The sequence below is a fragment of the Candidatus Enterococcus ikei genome, assembly GCF_017316105.1.
Taxonomy (GTDB): domain Bacteria; phylum Bacillota; class Bacilli; order Lactobacillales; family Enterococcaceae; genus Enterococcus_L; species Enterococcus_L ikei.
The window spans coordinates 1-18,710 of sequence record NZ_JAFLWD010000007.1; the positions used below are offsets into that span (position 1 = coordinate 1).

Genomic DNA, 18,710 nt, shown 5'->3' on the forward strand with positions numbered 1-18,710 from the left:
TAATTCCTATTTTTCTGTCAGTGCCAAACGGTTCATTCTGCTTTTCATTGTCTAGCTACATGAACCAGCACTTCGGAAAAAAGATAATTATCGTTGTCGGCAAAAAACACCGAAAACAATAATTCCTATTTTTCTGTCAATGCCAAACGGTTCATTCCACTTTTTATTGTCTAGTACGTTACATAAATCTCGAAGGAGGCGAAAATTTTGAGTAGTGTTGTGGAAACTGTTACCGAGTTAGTCACACCAATCTTAGAAAAACAAAATTTTGAACTTGTAGAAGTAGAGTTTGTCAAGGAAGGAAGAGACTGGTTTCTCCGTGTCTTTATTGATAAAGAAGGCGGTATTGATATCTTAGACTGTGCACTTGTTAGTGAGCAGCTAGATGAAAAGCTTGATGCTATGGATCCTGATCCGATTCCTCAAGCGTACTTTCTGGAAGTGTCCTCTCCGGGAGCTGAACGTCCGTTGAAGAAAGAAAGCGACTATGAAAAAGCAGTTGGAGAATACATTCATGTTTCACTTTATCAAACAATCGATGGTGAAAAACAATTTGAAGGTATCTTAAAAACAGTAGATAAAGATCAGTTGACCTTGACAGTCAAAATCAAAACAAGAGTCAAAGATTATACATTTGAACGAAAAAACATTGCCAAAGCTCGTTTAGCAATTCAGTTTTAAATAAGTAAAAACATAAAGCAGAACTTTCCAGTTTTTGCTTATCGCGAGATGCAGGAATTGACCTGAAAAAGGTTGATCAGCTCCGTTCACCTTTCATTTAGACAGTAGGAGGAAATGATAAAAAAATGAGCAAAGAAATGTTAAATGCACTGGATGCATTAGAAGCTGAAAAAGGTATTTCTAAAGAGATTGTGATTGAAGCGTTGGAAGCAGCATTAGTTTCCGCATACAAAAGACATTATGGGCAAGCCCAAAATGTAGAAGTAGAATTTGACAACAAAAAAGGTAACATTCATGTTTATGCTGTCAAGGAAGTAACAGAAGAAGTTTTTGATTCACAACTTGAAGTATCGCTAAAAGAAGCGATGGAAGTGAATAAAGCTTACGAAATGGGTGACAAAATCCGTTTTGAAGTGACACCAAAAGATTTCGGACGAATTGCAGCACAAACAGCAAAACAAGTTATTTTACAACGCGTTCGTGAAGCAGAAAGAAACATTATTTATAATGAATTCAGCGCTTACGAAAATGATATCATGCAAGGAATTGTTGAAAGACAAGACCGTCGTTACATTTACGTAAACTTAGGAAAAATCGAAGCTGTTTTATCTAAGCAAGATCAAATGCCAAATGAATTTTACCAACCCCATGATCGTATTAAAGTATACGTTTCAAGAGTTGAAAATACATCAAAAGGCCCACAAGTTTTTGTAAGCCGTAGTCATCCAGATTTATTGAAGCGATTATTTGAACAAGAAATCCCAGAAGTGTATGATGGAATTGTAGAGATTGTCAGCATTGCTCGAGAAGCAGGCGACCGTTCAAAAGTTTCTGTCCGTTCAACTGACCCGAATATCGATCCTGTTGGAACTTGTGTAGGACCAAAAGGCCAACGTGTTCAAGCAATCGTTAATGAGTTAAAAGGTGAAAACATGGATATCGTTGAATGGAGCGAAGACCCAGCCGTTTTCATCAGCAATGCATTGAACCCTGCCCAAGTAGTTGATGTTATTTTTGATCCAAATAATAGCAAAGCTTGTACAGTTGTTGTTCCAGATTATCAGTTATCACTTGCGATTGGTAAAAGAGGTCAAAACGCTCGTTTAGCAGCTAAATTGACTGGCTTTAAAATCGATATCAAACCAGAATCTGAAATGGAAGCTTACTATGCAGAACATGCAGAAAATCAAGATACTCCTGAAGAAGAAGCACATGATGAAGCAATCGTGGCCTCTGATATGACTGCTGATGATTACGAAAACGTTGAGTTTGAAGAAAAAACAGCAGAAGACGAAGAACAAGTTTAACCATTTGGAGGGAATCAAATGAAAAAAAGAAAAACCCCAATGCGTAAATCTGTTGTTTCAGGTGAAATGAAACCGAAAAAAGAATTAGTTCGAATCACGCGTTCTAAAGAAGGCGAAGTGGCAATCGATCCTACAGGGAAAATGCCAGGACGTGGAGCTTATGTTTCACTTGAGCCTAAAGAAGTCCAAGATGCTTGGGATAAACATATCTTAGATCGTGTGCTAGAAACGACATTGACAGATGCTTTTTACCAAGAATTATTAGACTATGTTGAACACCAAAAAGCGCGGAATGAGTTGTTCGGCAATGGATAAAGAAAAAATATTGAATTTATTAGGTTTGGCTATGAGAGCTGGAAAACTAGTGACCGGTGAAGAATTGACCATCGGTGACATCCGTAGCAATAAAGCAAAATTTGTTTTCGTTGCGGCAGATGCTAGTGACAATACAAGAAAGAAAATAAAGGACAAATGTTCTTATTACAATGTTCCTTGCGATGAGTCGTTTTTACATTCAGAATTAAGTCACGCAATCGGTAGAAGGCGTATGGTGATCGGTATTAATGATCAAGGCTTTGCGACCAAGTTCAAGGAACTAATCAAAGGTTAGGAAGGTGATTGCATGGGGAAAAAAAGAATTTATGAATTAGCCAAAGAAATCAATCAATCGAGTAAAGATGTTGTCGAAAAAGCACATGCTTTAGGTATGGATGTGAAAAATCACATGGGCGCAATTTCTTCTGAGGACGAATCAAAACTTCGTAGCTCATTTGGAGGAAACAAGCCTGCGAGTCCGCAACAAAAACCAGTGGCGAAACCACAAGCAACACAAAATGGTCAACCACAAACAAAACCAGCAAATCCAAAACCAGCTAACCAAAATGGAAATAGACCAAACCAAAATCAACATAGAGCACAACAAAACGGCCAACAAAATCGTCCGCAACAAAATAACCAAAATCAAAACCGTCCAGCACAACAAGGACAACAAAATAATCAAAACCGTAACAACCAAAATCGAAACATGCAAGGAAGCAGCCAAAATATGACTCAAAACCGTTCAAATCAAGGACAGCAAAATCGTCCGCAACAAAACAACCAAAATCAAAACCGTTCAGCACAACAAGGACAACAAAATAATCAAAATCGTAACACTCAAAACAATCAAAATCGTAATACACAAGGTACGAACCAAAATCGTCCAGCACAAACAGGACAACAAAATCGTCCGCAACAAGGACAAACGAATCAAAACAGCAACAACACACAAGGTAATCAAAACCGTAATAACACTAACACTGGAAACCGCAACAATAGTTTCGGTGGCGGCGGTGGACAAAACCGTAACCGTAATGGCTACAACAACCAAAACCGCAACAGATACAACAAAAAAGGCAAAAAAGGCAAATACCAAGAATCAACAAAACCAGCAGTGCCAGCACGTAAATTCCGTGAATTGCCAGATGTATTAGAATATACAGAAGGAATGAACGTTGCCGATATCGCGAAGAAAATTCACCGCGAACCAGCTGAAATCATCAAAAAACTATTCATGATGGGTGTTATGGTCAATCAAAATCAATCATTAGATAAAGAGACGATTGAACTATTAGCAGTTGACTATGGTATGGAACCACAAGAAAAAGTTCAAGTTGATGTTGCTGATATCGATAAATTCTTCGAGCCAGAAGCGTTAGTTGAAGAAAATCTTGTGACACGTCCTCCAGTTGTAACGATCATGGGACACGTTGACCATGGTAAAACGACATTACTAGATACACTGCGTAATTCACGCGTAACTTCTGGTGAAGCAGGTGGTATCACTCAACATATTGGTGCTTACCAAATCGATATCGACGGTAAACCAATCACGTTCTTAGATACACCAGGACATGCTGCCTTTACAAGTATGCGTGCTCGTGGAGCAGGTATTACAGATATTACGATTTTAGTTGTTGCAGCAGATGATGGTGTAATGCCGCAAACGGTTGAAGCAATCAACCATGCCAAAGCAGCTGAAGTACCAATTATCGTAGCAGTCAATAAAGTCGATAAACCAGGTGCTAATCCAGATCACGTGAAACAAGAATTAAGTGAACACGGTTTGATTCCAGAAGAATGGGGCGGAGATACGATCTTCGTAAACATTTCAGCGAAATTCAACCAAAACATTGACGAATTATTAGAAAATATTCTTTTAATCGCCGAAGTAGAAGATTTGAAAGCTGATCCAACTCAACGTGCGATCGGTACAGTAATCGAAGCTCGTTTAGATAAAGGAAAAGGACCAGTTGCGACATTACTTGTTCAACAAGGTTCATTACGCGTTGGAGATCCAATCGTTGTTGGGAATACCTTCGGACGTGTCCGTGTGATGACGAATGATATCGGTCGTCGTGATAAAGCAGTAGGACCTGCAACGCCAGTTGAAATCACTGGATTGAATGATGTACCACAAGCTGGCGATCGTTTTGTTGTCTTTGAAGATGAAAAAACAGCTCGTCAAGCAGGTGAAGAACGTGGCAAACGTGCGGTTCTTGAACAACGTTCATCAAACAATCGTGTAACTTTAGATAATCTATTCGAAAGCTTAAAAGAAGGCGAATTGAAAGATGTTAACGTGATTATCAAAGCAGATGTACAAGGTACTGCTGAAGCATTAGCGGCTAGCTTACAAAAAATCGAAGTTGCAGGCGTTCGTGTGAAAATCGTTCACTCAGCTGTAGGTGCAATCAATGAAAGTGACGTAACTCTTGCTGCAGCAAGTAATGCGATCATCATCGGTTTCAATGTACGTCCTACACCACAAGCGAAACAACAATCAGATCAAGAAGAAGTAGACATTCGTTTACACCGTATCATCTACAAAGCAATCGAAGAAATCGAAACAGCTATGAAAGGGATGCTAGATCCTGAATTTGAAGAGAAAATCACTGGACAAATGACTGTTCGTGAACTTTACAAAGTATCTAAAGTTGGAACGATTGCTGGTTGTTACGTAACAGAAGGATCTATTCGTCGTGATAGCGGCGTTCGTGTGATTCGTGACGGTATCGTAATCTTCGAAGGCAAACTAGCTAGCTTGAAACGTTTCAAAGATGATGCGAAAGAAGTTAAGCTTGGCTTTGAATGTGGTGCAATGGTTGAAAACTTCAACGATCTTAAAGTGGACGATGTCATTGAAGGATTTGTTATGGAAGAAATCAAACAATAAAAATAAATAAAAGTAGAGAGAAGGAGAAACAGTATGGCAAATTATCGTGACCGCCGAGTAGGTCAAGAAATTATGCGTGAAATCAATGATATATTGAGAAAACGCGTAAGAGACCCACGTGTGCAAGACATTACAATTACAGATGTTCGAGTGACTGGTGATCTACAACAAGCAACGATTTATTATAGTTTGTTATCTGATCTAGCTTCTGACCAACAAAAAGCGCAACAAGGATTAGATAAAGCTAAAGGATTGATTCGTAAAGAATTAGGTCAACATTTGACGTTATATAAAACGCCAGAACTAATTTTTGAAAAAGATGAATCTGTTCAATATGGAAATCATATCGATGACCTGATTCGTAAATTGAATCAAGAATAGAAAAAAAGAAAGTATCTTCTTATTAAAAAGAAGATACTTTCTTTTTTATTTAGATTATATTGTTGTTTTTATATACTTTATGTATACTATATTTAATAATGAAAAGGAGGAATTAGATGATGAAGAAGAGTCGCAAATTGTTGATAGGTGTTGGGATGTTATCTTTGTTTGGCTTGGGAATTTTGGTTGGTAAATATGGAGAAGCGGATGAGAAAAAAGTTTATATACCATCTGCAGGAATTCGTGAACAAGTAATTAAAGAGATCAGTCATAGCGAAGAAAATAATAATGTAGAAAATGAATTGCCGACATCAACGCAGTTGGCGCAAATAAAAGAAGATCATATCATTTTTTCAAATCAATATGAAGAATCCACTTCCCTAGAGGGACTTCAAGAAATTAAAGATGTTAAGGGGATATCGTTATTGATGTTTAATAAAGTTATAGATTATCGACCTCTTGGTGGGATGGAAAATTTACAATATATTCAGTTTTATTATTTTCCTGATACTGAAGACCCAGTTAGTAAAAAAGCTGTAGATGTTTCATTTGTGAAAAATCTTAAGAAATTAAGAATTTTTGATGGGGGCACATTACCTGTTTTAGATTTAACCCCTTTCAATGAATTGAACAATGTTGAACAACTAAATATGAGTGGAGAAGTTGATGGAATGACTCCAATTGTTGTTTCGAAAAAGAATAGAAGTGCAATTGTTGGAAATCCTGTAACGTATTCAAAACAATTCAATAATGCTGCTTTAAGTGTTAAAGCTTATAATGTTGACGGTGAAGAATTGCCCGTTACTGTTTCAGGTAATAACTTTTTTGTAAGTGATATTAAATCAGAAACCAGCATGCTTACTTTTGAAATTAATAAGGTGGATTCTAAAAACGAGTATATTAATCATTTTATTCGCTATACTGCTCCATTAAACTGGTACTAAGTTGATACAATATATCACCATGTAGATCGCTTTAAAGAACTGTCACGTAAAAGCTGATTAACTGGATTTTTATAAAAAGTCGATTTTGGATAATGATTCTGTTAGACCCAAAAGTTAGATTTTTTTTATACTAAAATAATTCAGTTATTTTGTAATGTACTTATTTTTTGTAACTATATTGAAAGAAACTGTAATGTTTTTAACGATCAAATAAATAAAATCTATGCTATTATATATAGTACAAGTCTTATCAAAGATACTGTTGAAGAAAATGGAGGGTCAATAGTGAAGAAAAAGAATTTGTCATTATTAATAGTTAGTATGGTTACAGTTGCAGGAACAATAGCACCAATTAGTTCACTAGCCGAGACAACTGATAAAAAAATAGAACAACAAGATAAAGAAATTTCAGCATTAAAAGAAAAACAAAAAGGTGTATCAGCGCAAATTAGTACATTAGAAGCAGAGATTTCTTCGATTTTCGAAGAAGCTATTTCTCTGAATAAACAAAAAACAGAATTAACGAAAGAATCTGAACAATTAAAAAAAGATATTACCGCACTAGATGTGCGAATCAATAAAAGAACAGAAGCGATTCAAAAACAAGGAAGAAATGTTCAAGTAAATGGACAAGGGACTCAAATTCTGGATATGATTTTAAATTCAGAATCTATCACTGATGCAGTTGGACGAGTACAAGCAATTTCTTCAATCATGACAGCAAACAATGATTTAGTTAAACAACAAAAAGAAGACAAAGCACTCGTTGAAAGTAAAAAATCAACAATTCAAACGAATTTAGTGAAGATAGAAAAGGCAGAGGCTCAGCTTGAAAAAGAAAAAGAGAATCTTGTTGCCAAACAAGCAGATTTGAATGTTCTAAAAGCAGAAGTAGATTCTGAAACATCAGGTGCTGAAAGTTCGAAAAGCAAGCTTTTAAAAGAACAACAAGAAGCATTAAAGGCTCAACTTACAAATGAAGCGAAAAAGAAAGAAGCTAAAAAAGTTGAGACTGCTAAAACAGATGCTACAAAGTCTGATACTTCAAAAGCACCAGAAACAACAACAACTCAAAGTGAAAGTACTTCGGATACCACTACGGCACCGTCTAATACTGATGAAACAAATGAATCAACAAAACCTAACACTGGGAATAACGGAAATGAGCAAGAAAGTACTGGACCAACAGAAAAACCTAGTGATCCAGTAACACCACCTGTGACTTCTGGTGATGCAACATTCCAAGCTCTAAATTCTTTACGAGCTGCTCATGGATTAAATCCAGTTAGCTGGGATGCGGGACTCGCAGCTGCAGCGAGTAGCCGTGCCTCTACTATGCAAGATTTCCAAGTGCCATCAGATCACTGGAATAGAGGTGATGAAGTGATTGCCTTTATGTTTGCACCTGGTAATTCTGTCATCATGGCTTGGTATAATGAGACGAACATGACATCACCATCTGGAACAGGTCACCGAGATTGGGAGTTGAATCCTAGCATGACACGTGTTGGATTCGGATATGCAGGCGGTGTAATTGTGGGACATTCTGCCTAATAGCAATATTTAATGGAATTCAATTAGCATAGTAGCGTGAAGCAAAACTTCTTTAGTCGTTTTGTTTTACGCTTTTTTATTTTCGATTCAGATTATTTATTTTGGCAACTACCTATTTGTCCGTTAAACGTAATATCTATTAAAACCAGCTTTAAAAAAATGAATTTCTAATCTCTTCTATGCTATAATAAATCAGTTGATACTTAAATTTTGGAGGAACTATTAGATGGACGGTATTTTACCTTTATGGAAAGAAGCCGGCATGACTAGTCATGACTGTGTTTTTAAACTAAGGAAAATTTTACATACGAAAAAAATTGGTCACGGCGGTACTTTAGATCCTGACGTATCTGGGGTTTTACCTATTTGTATCGGAAAAGGGACAAAAGTAATTGAATATATGGTTGATTCTGGTAAGACATACGAAGGTGAAATTACGCTTGGTTTTTCTACCACAACAGAAGATGTCAGTGGAGAAATTGTTGAGAAAGTAATACTGTCTAAACCTTTTTCAAACGAAGAAATTGATGCTGCTATGCAAACGATGACAGGTGTGATCACACAAATTCCACCGATGTTTTCAGCAGTTAAAGTTAATGGTAAACGTCTTTATGAATATGCTAGAAATGGTGAAGAAGTTGAACGACCAGTGAGAAAAGCGACGATTTATTCTTTTGAGCGCACCAGCGAGCCTGAATTTGATGAGGTAAAGGGAACGCAAAGCTGGTGTTTTAAAGTCGTTTGCGGTAAAGGAACGTATGTTAGAACTTTATCTGTAGACACAGGTATTGCCTTAGGAGTACCTGCACATATGTCTGATTTAACTCGTATGGCAAGCGGTGGCTTAACAGCAGAGCAATGTTTGACTTTAGAACAAGTTGCAGAAAAAATGGAGCAAAATGAAATCAATGATACCTTATTACCGATTGAAACAGCTGTCCAGCAATTTCAACGCATCGATCTATCTGACGAATTGTATCAAAAAGTCAAGAACGGCGTTCGATTAAGTCCAGCTGAATTGGCTTTAACAGAGATGCCCGAAGACTTAGTCGCTTTATTTTATCAAGATCAGGTTGTGAGTTTATATATGGCGCATCCGACTAAACCCAATGTATTGAAACCTAGCAAAGTGCTAAGAAATAATTAATAGAAAGAAGTTTTATCATGCAAATTATTCCAATTCGACATCCTTATAATCCAGAACAAATCCCTACTGATGACGTTGTTATGGTTTTAGGCTTTTTTGATGGTGTTCATCGTGGACATCAAAAAGTAATTGAAACAGGTAAAAAATTTGCCGAAGAAAAAGGCTTGAAGCTAGCTGTGATGACCTTTAATCAACATCCTTCGATTGTTTTTCAAAAAGTTCTGCCCGAAAATATGAAATATTTGAACAGCTTAGAACAAAAAGAGCGATTAATGAAAAAACTAGGTGTAGATATTTTATATGTGATCGAATTTACTTCAGCGTTTGCTCATTTAGCTCCGCAGGAATTTGTGGATCAATATATTGTCGGGCTGCACGCTAAAGCTGCAGTTTCAGGTTTTGATTATACTTATGGTCCTAAAGCGATTGCGGATGTTGCTCATTTACCAGGCTATGCCAAAGATCGATTTGAAGTCGTTACGGTAAGTAAGGAAGAGTTAGATGGCGCAAAAATCAGCTCAACACGAATTCGTGAACTGATGGAGCAGGGGCGAATGGAAGAAGTCACTGAATTACTAGGTTATGTTTATGAAACGGACGGAACAGTCGTTCACGGGGATGCCAGAGGACGTTTATTAGGATTTCCAACAGCTAATATCAAAGTGAAAAGTACTGTGCGCCTGCCTAGGATCGGTGTCTATGCTGTGAAAATCAAAATTGGTAATAAGTGGCATATTGGTATGGGATCGATTGGTCATAATGACACATTTGGTGATGGCCGTGATCTCACAGTAGAAGTCTATATTTTAGATTTTCATCAAGATATTTATGGAGAACAAGTAACGGTACGTTGGAATCATTATTTGCGGGATCAGGTTAAATTTGATGGAGCTGAAAGTTTGATTGTACAGCTAAAACAAGACGAACAAGATACTGGCGATTATTTTTTAGAAAAGTAATAGCGCTATAAATATTTTAGGATGGTTCATACTTTCTATTCTGTCATAATTGAGGATAAGCAAAAATAGTTGCTTATTAAAATTTAGGAGGATGAAGTCCATGAAAAAAATTATTTTAGGAGCAACAGTTTTGCTATGTTCAGTGGCTTTAGTAGGTTGTGGGAAAAATACGGATAAGAATAAAGATAAATCCGAAACGCCGTCATCTTCGAAAGTTGAAAAAAGCAGTAGCACTTCAGAATCTAGCAAAAAAGATAGTCGAGAAAAATCTGATTCCAAAGAGGCTGATAAAAAAACATCAGAATCTACTGCTAAAAAGAAAAAGTAATCTATCATTTTTATTCAAAAGAAGAGAGCAAAACAAAACTGATAGTGAGTTTTGTTTCGCTCTCTTTTCTTGACATCTAATTTTTTATAAAAGTCAATCAAACGAAGCATTAGTAAAAGATGACAATACTTGCTTTACCTCAGTGCTCATATATTTATTTTTAAGATAATAAATAGACATAACTCTGATTGGCAGACTTTTATGAGTGATTGAGACGATGTTTAAATCATCTAAATGACATTCTAAATATTGTGGAACGATAGAAAAAGTATCTGTGTTGCTTACCATGTAAAGGATCAGTTCAGTGGAATCAACTTGAATATCATATTCTTGAGACCTTTCTGGGAGATGAAGAGCCATCCAGTCATAAATTGTTTTTGTTTCAAGGAACTTTTTATTGAAAAAAATAAATGGATAGTTGTCAAATAAGTCTAAAGTAATTGTCGAGTTCTCTAAAAGCGGATGTCCTTTTCGCATGATAATTTTGTATTCATTTGAATAAATATCTATTTTATTTATGGTAGCAGGCACATTTGCTATGGAAGGACCAATCCCAATGTCTGACTCCAACTTTTCAAGCGATTTGAAAATGTTATCTGAAATAATCGTATTTACTCTTAAATGTTTATATTCATGAAACAATGTAGAAAGAGTGTCATTTAATTTGAATTCTAGATCATTTAAAAAAAGAGAAATCTTGAGCGTTGTTATCCTAGGTTCTTTTGTAGTAGAAAGGTCATTGATCTCTTCACAAATATAAAACATTTCTTGTTTGATCCGCCAACAATGCGTTTCTAATATTTTTCCAGCAGGAGTAAGTTGACACTCTCCGCCGTTTCTAAAAAATAATGCCGTTCCAATTTCGTCCTCAAGGTTTTTTATTTGTTTACTTAGTGCAGCCTGTGAAATATTTAGTTTGTTACTGGCTCTGGTGAATTGTTTTTGTTCACAGAGTGCCAAAAAGTAATTTAAATGGGTTAGTTCCATAATGAGTTGCTCCTTTCAAACTACAAATTAAAAGATATATTGAAGCTGTTCAATAAGATATTCATGTGTCTTTGAGAGCGGAGAGCTTGAAGAATAGCCAATAGAAACATTTCTAAAGGGAGCATCAATGATCTCGACAGAGACAGTATTTAAGTAATTAGGAATTGAATCTACTAATGAGTAAGGAAGAAAGGCTACTCCAAAGTCTTGATCAACCAAATTTAATATTGAAATTGTAGATGGAAGTTCATAATAGCGATTATCTTTCAGTTCAGGATGATTTGTTTCAATCCAAGAAGTGATGATTTGTTTTTCGTAAATTTTGTTTGAATAATTGATTAGTGGTATTTGCTGCAAATCTTCCGCCGTTAATTCATCTAACTCGGATAATTGATTGTTAGTGCTGACGAAAATACTATATGATTCAGAAAAAATTAAGTCACTTGTTATTTTCGAATTTGTTTCTGACAAAATACCGATAGCAATGTCGATTTCATTATTTCCTAGTACCTCTTCTAGATTTTCAAAATAACTGTACTCAAGCGAAACAGAGGGATAATGAAGACGGAATTCCGTTAATAATTTAGCAATTAAATAATCGATATCAGGTAAATTAGTACCGATTTTGATTGTTGCAGTTTCTCCAGTATGAACGAGTAAGTTGATTTCATTGACTGCCATGTCAAATTCTTTAAAAATTTTTTCTCCTCTAGTTTGTAGCACAAGCCCTTCTGCGGTTAACTTGTTATTACCGTAATCTCTTGTTATCAATTGAGCATGTAATTCCAGTTCTAATTCGCGGATATGAGTGCTCAAATAAGGTTGAGAAATACCTAATTCCTCCGATGTCTTTGTAAAGCTTTTGCTTTTACATAATGCTAAAAAATAATCTAAGTGTTTTAGTTTCATTTCCCCATCTCCTTCACTCAAGTAAAAATAAAATTCTAATCACATATAAGATAAAATAATTTTAGATAAAATAGTTCATTTTTTTAAAAAATATATAAAAATTTAATAGTATCTATGATTATTTTGAAATAAGCATAATTTGATGTACAGGAGAAAGAGCAATTTTCAGACAAATAGGAAAAGAGCCTCTTCAATTGGTGATAGCAGACCAATTGAAGAGGCTTTTATCAGGTTGTTGCTTTCTGATAAGAAATGATGAACGTTAAATCATGCACTGTAAATAATTTATTTACTCGTTCATTATATTCGTACTGATGCATTTAAACCATTCTATTTTACTTATAGTGCTATTCCTTTTTGTATGGATTAAATATGAGAATCTTGAGAAAACAAATCCCACTTCGCAGAAAATACGAAGTGGGATTTATCCGAGTTAATATTGTAAAAAGGAGTATGGATTGTGCATAAACGAAGTTGGGATGTTCGTCTACATAACTATCATAAATAGAAATGAGCAAATAAACCATCCCTTTTTATTTATACCTTTATTCTATTTTGTAAATGATTTGATGTTGGCTAACAAAAGCTTAAGTACGCTGATAAAACTATATACAAAAAAAGTTATAGCGGTATAAGTTTTTTAGTCTATAAAAAAATGATGTAACTCATTAGAATGATAGTGTAATTCTTCTTGTTAGGTGAGGCTCCTATACAAACACAGGCTACTGCCCAAAAACGTCGAGAGACGCCAATGGGTAGAACAGGAATTGTCGGATTAAGGCTTTTCATAAGGTAGCTAAAAGCTGATGCTTTTTACGTTGTATAGTGCCAAAACTCAACGATTGCGAAGACTCACGGCAGAGCGGGCTGAGTTTTCAGTGCGTTTTTTTTGTGTGGAAAGGATGTGGTTAGTGTGCCAGAAGATAGTTCGATCAATAAATCAGTAATTGAAAGAAAAGAGGAAAAGACAGATGCAAAAAGAAATGAAGAACATGATCCATGAAAAAGCATATCAAAAATTAGCTAACCTATCTATCGATAAAGTATTAGAAAATTTTTCATCTTCTTGGGATGGACTAAAAGCCAGAGAAGTACAACGTTCTAAGGATAAATTTGGCGTAAATAAAATCACTGATGATAAAAAGAAATCATTTATTTATACGGTGATAAAATCATATGTTACCCCATTTACAGTTGTATTGATGATTCTTGCAACTATTTCATTTTTTACGGAATATGTTTATGCAGAACCAAGTGAAAAAGACCTTGCCGGCGTATTGATCATGCTCGTTATGGTTTTGTTAAGTGGAACAATGAGCTTAGTTCAATCAGTAAAATCAAGCAATGCAGTTAGTAAATTGCAAAATATGATTCAGATAACTGCAACAGTTACTAGAGAAAATAAAGAAATGGAAATCCCCATGGATGAAGTTGTCTGCGGTGATTTAGTTAAACTTTCAGCAGGTGACATGATTCCAGCAGATTTACGTCTGATCCATGCCAAAGACTTGTTCATCTCACAATCTGCGATGACCGGAGAAAGTTTTCCAGTTGAAAAGAAAGTAAAAAATACAGTGCATACCAACAATAACCAAACAGATTTTGAAAATTTGTTATTTTTAGGCAGTAACGTGGTCAGTGGCAGCGGCGTTGGTGTTGCAGTTCGAGTCGGTGACAATACTTTATTTGGAAAAATTGCTCAAGATGTAGCAGATGACGAGAAAAAAACTAGTTTTGAATTAGGTGTGAATAAAACAACCTGGCTTTTGATTCGTTTTATGATGGTGATTACACCAGCGGTATTTTTGATTAATGGAATCACTAAAGGTAATTGGAGCGAAGCGTTGATGTTTGCGATTGCGACAGCGGTCGGTTTGACACCAGAAATGCTGCCAATGATCGTAACGACAAATTTGGTCAAGGGTTCTAGAGATATGGCAAAAGAAGGAACGATCATGAAAAATGTCAATGCGATTCAAAACTTTGGAGCGATGGATATTTTATGTACCGATAAAACCGGGACATTAACACAAGACAAAGTTATTTTAGAATACCACTACAATACGTCGTGTCAAGAAGATCGCAAAGTACTGCAGTCTGCTTTTTTAAATAGTTATTTTCAAACAGGTCTTCGTAATTTAATCGATAAAGCAATTATTGAAGCGACATCAAAAGAATTAACCATTGATGAAGAAGATTATTTTAAAATCGATGAAATACCTTTCGATTTTAATCGTAGAAGAATGAGTGTGGTTGTCAAAGATAGAAGAGCCAATCAAAGTAGCTTGATCACAAAAGGTGCAGTTGAAGAAATGCTTCAGGCCTGTTCTTATATCAATCAAGGTGGCGAGATTGTTCCAATCACGTCAGAAATAAAAAAACAAGTGCTAAAAACAGTGAATGACTTAAATGAAGATGGTCTAAGAGTGTTAGCAATCGCTGATAAGAAAGTCAATAATCAGTTAGATGATTATTCTGTTGAAGATGAAAAAGAACTTGTTTTACAAGGGTATCTAGCATTTTTAGATCCTCCTAAAGAAACGGCAGCGCAAGCTATCCAAGCGTTGAAAAATAACGGAGTTTCAGTAAAAATCTTAACTGGTGATAATGAGTTAGTTACACGATCTGTCTGTAGAGAAGTTGGTCTGGGCTCTGAAAAAATGATCAATGGTTCAGCAATTGCTAAATTAACTGAGACAGAATTAGAAAAAACAGTCAATGAATACAATGTTTTCACAAAAGTAACACCAGATCAAAAAACAAAAATCGTTAAAGCTTTGAAAAAGAACGAACAAACAGTTGGTTTTATGGGCGATGGGATCAACGATGCTGGAGCGATGAAAGTTTCCGATGTAGGGATTTCTGTGGATACGGCAGTTGATATTGCCAAAGAATCAGCAGATGTTATTTTACTGCAAAAAGATTTAATGGTTTTAGAACAAGGAATCTTATCTGGACGTCGAGTGTTCAGTAATACAATGAAATATATTAAAATGACAGCAAGTTCAAACTTTGGAAATGTTTTTTCCGTGATTCCAGCAAGTATCTTTTTGCCATTCTTACCAGTGGCACCAATTCAATCACTTTTCTTAAACTTGATTTATGATACTTCCTGTATGTCTGTTCCGTGGGATAATGTTGACGCAGAATATGTAGAAAAACCTAAAAAATGGGAAGCTAAGTCGATTGGTTCGTTTATGAGATGGTTTGGACCAACAAGTTCTGTTTTTGATATTGTTACGTATCTATTTATGTACTTTATTATTTGTCCAGCTATCTTGGGCGGTAGTTTCTTCTCGTTAACAGCAGATAAACAGTTATTATTTATTGCAATTTTCCACGCAGGTTGGTTTATTGAATCTTTATGGTCACAAATGTTAGTTCTCCATGTACTAAGAACACCAAAAATTCCATTTCTTCAAAGCAGAGCATCAGGGATTTTAACATTGGTGACTTCGATTGGGATTTTAGTTGGAACAGTTTTACCGTTTACCAAGTTAGGGGCAAGTATCGGTTTTGCACCACTGCCGGGAAATTATTTCTTCTACTTAATTCCGACAATTATTGCATATTTACTTTTAGTAACAGTAATCAAAAAAATCTATATGAGAAAATACCAAGAGTTGCTTTAGTCTATAGCTAAAAGGAACCTTATGTTCTCACTAGATACTCGAATTTTAGGTGTGAAGCAAAATTGCTAGTTAATTTTGTTTCACACTTTTTATTTATAAAATTAAGAACTTGGATGAAAAGTTTAATAAATCAAATTAGAACATTTTACGATCGAGTATGGTAAGATAAGATGCGCCTTCTATATAATAGTATAAAAAGTAGCGAACTTCTAAATTTGGAGGAAGAAATAAATTGAAAAATGATCATCTTAACACGTCGGCATATATACATATTCCCTTTTGCGAACATATCTGTTACTACTGTGACTTCAATAAAGTCTTTTTAGAAGGGCAGCCAGTGGATGAATATATTCAAAGTTTGTTAAAAGAGATTCGTTTAACACAAGAAAAATATCCCAACAATGATACTAAAACGATCTATATTGGCGGGGGAACGCCAACGTCATTATCAGCGAATCAATTGGCCGTTTTATTAGAAGGAATACGAAAATCACTTCCTTTTGATCCTAAAAATGAATTTACAGTAGAGGCCAATCCTGGAGACTTAACTCAAGAAAAGCTGCATGTGATGAAAGAATATGGTGTAAATCGTTTATCTATGGGCGTCCAAACGTTTGATAATCAATTACTGAAAAAAATCGGACGAAAACATACTGCAGAAGATGTCTATGAAACGATGAAGTTTTTAGAAAAAGAAAACTTTTCCCATGTAAGTATTGATTTGATTTATGCATTACCAGGGCAAACCTTGGAAGGCTTTAGAGATACTTTGACACGCGCAATCGAACTTGATTTACCTCATTATTCTTTGTATTCTTTGATTCTAGAAAATAAAACGATGTTTATGAACTGGGTTCGACAAGGTCGTTTACAGTTGCCAGATCAAGAAATAGAAGCACAAATGTTTGAAGAAACAATCGTTGCGATGGAAAAAGGCGGACGGCATCAATATGAAGTAAGTAATTTTGCTTTAAAAGGAAAAGAAAGTCAGCACAATTTGATTTACTGGAATAATGAACATTACTATGGATTTGGTGCAGGCGCGAGTGGGTATCTAGGGCATACTCGTTATCGAAACCATGGACCGATCCAACATTATTTAGAACCCTTACGAAATAATCAATTACCAACGGTTGAAACGGAAGTTCTGACGTTGAATAACCAAATGGAAGAGCAACTCTTTTTAGGTTTGCGTAAAAAAGATGGTGTTTCTAAACAACAATTTAAAGAAAAATTTGGTGTTACACTGGAACAAGTCTATAAAGAAAAAATTCCTCAGTTAGTAGAAAAAGGTTTGTTGATAGAAGACGATACTTGTATTCAACTTTCTGAAAAAGGCTTATTTGTTGGCAATGATGTATTTGAAGAATTTCTGATCGACAAAGAATAAAAAAGCAAAAAGTACCAAGGTGTTTTCCTTCAGAAAGCCTTGCGTACTTTTTCTTTTCCTGTAATTTAGCACTCGACAGTGAAGAGTGCTAAAAAAGTATGTTTTTCTCTTGACAATTATACAAGATATTGATATATTAATAATTGTATTAGCACTTGAATAACATGAGTGCTAATGAAGGGTGGTAACTATGATAACTGAAAGACAAAAGAATATTTTGCGACTTATCATCCAAGAATACACGAATACAGGAACTCCGGTAGGATCAAAGAAATTGATGGAAGAAGGAATCAACTCGAGTTCTGCCACGATTCGTAATGATATGAAAGCTTTAGAAGAACATGGATTACTGCTTAAGACGCATTCGTCTTCTGGTAGAATCCCTTCTATGGATGGTTATCGCTACTACGTGGATCATTTGTTGAGTCCTGCTGAGATCGAACATGATGAATTAGAAACAATTCGTCATTCGTTTGGAAAAGAGTTTCACGAAATCAATGACATCATCGAACAATCGGCAGAAATTCTCTCTGATCTAACAAGCTATACAGCTTTTTCGTTAGGTCCTGAGGTGAAGGAACGACGATTGACTGGTTTTCGGATCGTTCCATTAAATGAACGACAAATCATAGCGATTATCGTTACCGATAAAGGCAATGTAGAAAGCCAAGTATTTGCGATTCCTGCATCCGTTTCAAGCCAAGACTTGGAAAAGATGACGCAAATTATCAATGATAAATTGGTGGGACAACCATTATTGACCGTATATCATCGTTTGAGAACAGAAATCCCGATGATTTTACATCGTTATTTTCAAACGCCAGATGGTATGATGAATTTATTCGATGCAATGCTAGGACATGCTTTTGAAGAAAAAGTATTTGTCAGCGGCCGAATGAATCTTTTAAATTTCGGCGTAAAAAAAGACATCGATCAATTAAAATCTGTTTATTCCTTTATGCAAAATACAGATGCGATTTCGCATTTGCTGACTGCAGATGAAAAGACTGATACACAAATAGCGATTCGGATCGGCTCAGAAATAGGCAATGATTTGCTTGATGACATGAGCATGATCACTGCCACCTACGAAGTGGCTGGTCACGGTAAAGGAACTATTGCTTTATTGGGACCTACAAGTATGCCTTATTCAAAAATGTTCGGTTTAGTGGACGTTTTCCGGCATGAATTAGCTTCAAAACTTGGTGCTTATTATCGTTTCCTTGATGAATAAGCAAAAAGTTAAAATATAGAACTCAAATAATTCTACGGAAATG

The 18,710-nt window shown here is 35.5% G+C and carries 16 protein-coding genes and 1 riboswitch; of the genes, 14 read left to right on the top strand and 2 right to left on the bottom strand.

Annotation, left to right across the window (positions count from 1 at the left end):
• Positions 1–207: 207 nt before the first annotated feature.
• The 11 genes from rimP to JZO69_RS02835 all read left to right on the top strand — a co-directional run bounded on the left by rimP (position 208) and on the right by JZO69_RS02835 (position 10,515).
• Entirely contained in the window at positions 208–681 is a 474-nt protein-coding gene (gene rimP / locus JZO69_RS02785; RefSeq protein ID WP_207111387.1) for a ribosome maturation factor RimP, read from the top strand.
• Positions 682–806: 125 nt separating this feature from the next.
• On the top strand, positions 807–1,988 hold the full coding sequence (gene nusA, locus JZO69_RS02790) for a transcription termination factor NusA (protein ID WP_207111388.1): 1,182 nt from the start codon (positions 807–809) through the stop codon (positions 1,986–1,988).
• Between the two features lie 18 nt (positions 1,989–2,006).
• Positions 2,007–2,303, top strand: a complete 297-nt coding sequence (rnpM, locus tag JZO69_RS02795) for an RNase P modulator RnpM (protein ID WP_207111389.1) — start codon at positions 2,007–2,009, stop codon at positions 2,301–2,303.
• Entirely contained in the window at positions 2,296–2,598 is a 303-nt protein-coding gene (locus tag JZO69_RS02800) for a YlxQ-related RNA-binding protein (RefSeq protein ID WP_207111451.1), read from the top strand. The genes rnpM and JZO69_RS02800 overlap by 8 nt, the downstream gene beginning before the upstream one ends.
• A 12-nt stretch (positions 2,599–2,610) precedes the next feature.
• Positions 2,611–5,202, top strand: a complete 2,592-nt coding sequence (gene infB / locus JZO69_RS02805; RefSeq protein WP_207111390.1) for a translation initiation factor IF-2 — start codon at positions 2,611–2,613, stop codon at positions 5,200–5,202.
• A 33-nt stretch (positions 5,203–5,235) separates the two neighbouring features.
• Entirely contained in the window at positions 5,236–5,583 is a 348-nt protein-coding gene (gene rbfA, locus JZO69_RS02810; protein ID WP_207111391.1) for a 30S ribosome-binding factor RbfA, read from the top strand.
• Between the two features lie 116 nt (positions 5,584–5,699).
• A complete protein-coding gene (locus JZO69_RS02815) occupies positions 5,700–6,527 on the top strand; it encodes a hypothetical protein (protein WP_207111392.1) in 828 nt (275 codons plus the stop codon).
• A 285-nt stretch (positions 6,528–6,812) separates the two neighbouring features.
• Complete coding sequence (locus tag JZO69_RS02820; RefSeq protein WP_207111393.1) at positions 6,813–8,081, top strand: PcsB-like coiled-coil domain-containing protein; 1,269 nt, start codon at positions 6,813–6,815, stop codon at positions 8,079–8,081.
• Between the two features lie 226 nt (positions 8,082–8,307).
• Positions 8,308–9,228: a tRNA pseudouridine(55) synthase TruB gene (truB, locus tag JZO69_RS02825; protein ID WP_207111394.1), complete on the top strand. Its 921-nt coding sequence runs from the start codon at positions 8,308–8,310 to the stop codon at positions 9,226–9,228.
• A gap of 17 nt (positions 9,229–9,245) precedes the next feature.
• A complete protein-coding gene (gene ribF / locus JZO69_RS02830; RefSeq protein WP_207111395.1) occupies positions 9,246–10,187 on the top strand; it encodes a riboflavin biosynthesis protein RibF in 942 nt (313 codons plus the stop codon).
• A gap of 100 nt (positions 10,188–10,287) precedes the next feature.
• The gene (locus tag JZO69_RS02835; protein WP_207111396.1) at positions 10,288–10,515 is read left to right on the top strand and encodes a hypothetical protein; all 228 of its coding nucleotides are present in this window, start codon (positions 10,288–10,290) and stop codon (positions 10,513–10,515) included.
• A gap of 93 nt (positions 10,516–10,608) precedes the next feature.
• Here the strand turns inward: JZO69_RS02835 and JZO69_RS02840 are convergent, their stop codons facing one another.
• Together JZO69_RS02840 and JZO69_RS02845 are read right to left on the bottom strand one after the other, a co-directional pair.
• On the bottom strand, positions 10,609–11,502 hold the full coding sequence (locus JZO69_RS02840) for a LysR family transcriptional regulator (protein WP_207111397.1): 894 nt from the start codon (positions 11,500–11,502) through the stop codon (positions 10,609–10,611).
• A 27-nt stretch (positions 11,503–11,529) separates the two neighbouring features.
• Positions 11,530–12,411, bottom strand: coding sequence for a LysR family transcriptional regulator (locus tag JZO69_RS02845; protein WP_207111398.1), 882 nt, complete (start codon positions 12,409–12,411; stop codon positions 11,530–11,532).
• Between the two features lie 683 nt (positions 12,412–13,094).
• Positions 13,095–13,265, top strand: a riboswitch (M-box (ykoK) riboswitch).
• 117 nt (positions 13,266–13,382) lie between these two features.
• On the opposite strand from JZO69_RS02845, the gene mgtA reads away from it, so the two are divergent.
• The 3 genes from mgtA to hrcA all read left to right on the top strand — a co-directional run bounded on the left by mgtA (position 13,383) and on the right by hrcA (position 18,667).
• Positions 13,383–16,043, top strand: coding sequence for a magnesium-translocating P-type ATPase (gene mgtA / locus JZO69_RS02850; RefSeq protein WP_207111399.1), 2,661 nt, complete (start codon positions 13,383–13,385; stop codon positions 16,041–16,043).
• Between the two features lie 232 nt (positions 16,044–16,275).
• Entirely contained in the window at positions 16,276–17,433 is a 1,158-nt protein-coding gene (gene hemW / locus JZO69_RS02855) for a radical SAM family heme chaperone HemW (RefSeq protein WP_207111400.1), read from the top strand.
• 190 nt (positions 17,434–17,623) lie between these two features.
• The gene (hrcA, locus tag JZO69_RS02860; protein WP_207111401.1) at positions 17,624–18,667 is read left to right on the top strand and encodes a heat-inducible transcriptional repressor HrcA; all 1,044 of its coding nucleotides are present in this window, start codon (positions 17,624–17,626) and stop codon (positions 18,665–18,667) included.
• Positions 18,668–18,710: the final 43 nt, after the last annotated feature.

Bases quoted from the DNA above. Each gene is read 5' to 3' on its own strand.
- nusA (WP_207111388.1), top strand. From the start codon at position 807: ATGAGCAAAGAAATGTTAAATGCACTGGATGCATTAGAAGCTGAAAAA.
- rnpM (WP_207111389.1), top strand. From the start codon at position 2,007: ATGAAAAAAAGAAAAACCCCAATGCGTAAATCTGTTGTTTCAGGTGAA.
- JZO69_RS02800 (WP_207111451.1), top strand. From the start codon at position 2,296: ATGGATAAAGAAAAAATATTGAATTTATTAGGTTTGGCTATGAGAGCT.
- infB (WP_207111390.1), top strand. From the start codon at position 2,611: ATGGGGAAAAAAAGAATTTATGAATTAGCCAAAGAAATCAATCAATCG.
- rbfA (WP_207111391.1), top strand. From the start codon at position 5,236: ATGGCAAATTATCGTGACCGCCGAGTAGGTCAAGAAATTATGCGTGAA.
- JZO69_RS02815 (WP_207111392.1), top strand. From the start codon at position 5,700: ATGATGAAGAAGAGTCGCAAATTGTTGATAGGTGTTGGGATGTTATCT.
- truB (WP_207111394.1), top strand. From the start codon at position 8,308: ATGGACGGTATTTTACCTTTATGGAAAGAAGCCGGCATGACTAGTCAT.
- ribF (WP_207111395.1), top strand. From the start codon at position 9,246: ATGCAAATTATTCCAATTCGACATCCTTATAATCCAGAACAAATCCCT.
- JZO69_RS02835 (WP_207111396.1), top strand. From the start codon at position 10,288: ATGAAAAAAATTATTTTAGGAGCAACAGTTTTGCTATGTTCAGTGGCT.
- JZO69_RS02840 (WP_207111397.1), bottom strand. From the start codon at position 11,502: ATGGAACTAACCCATTTAAATTACTTTTTGGCACTCTGTGAACAAAAA.
- JZO69_RS02845 (WP_207111398.1), bottom strand. From the start codon at position 12,411: ATGAAACTAAAACACTTAGATTATTTTTTAGCATTATGTAAAAGCAAA.
- mgtA (WP_207111399.1), top strand. From the start codon at position 13,383: ATGCAAAAAGAAATGAAGAACATGATCCATGAAAAAGCATATCAAAAA.
- hrcA (WP_207111401.1), top strand. From the start codon at position 17,624: ATGATAACTGAAAGACAAAAGAATATTTTGCGACTTATCATCCAAGAA.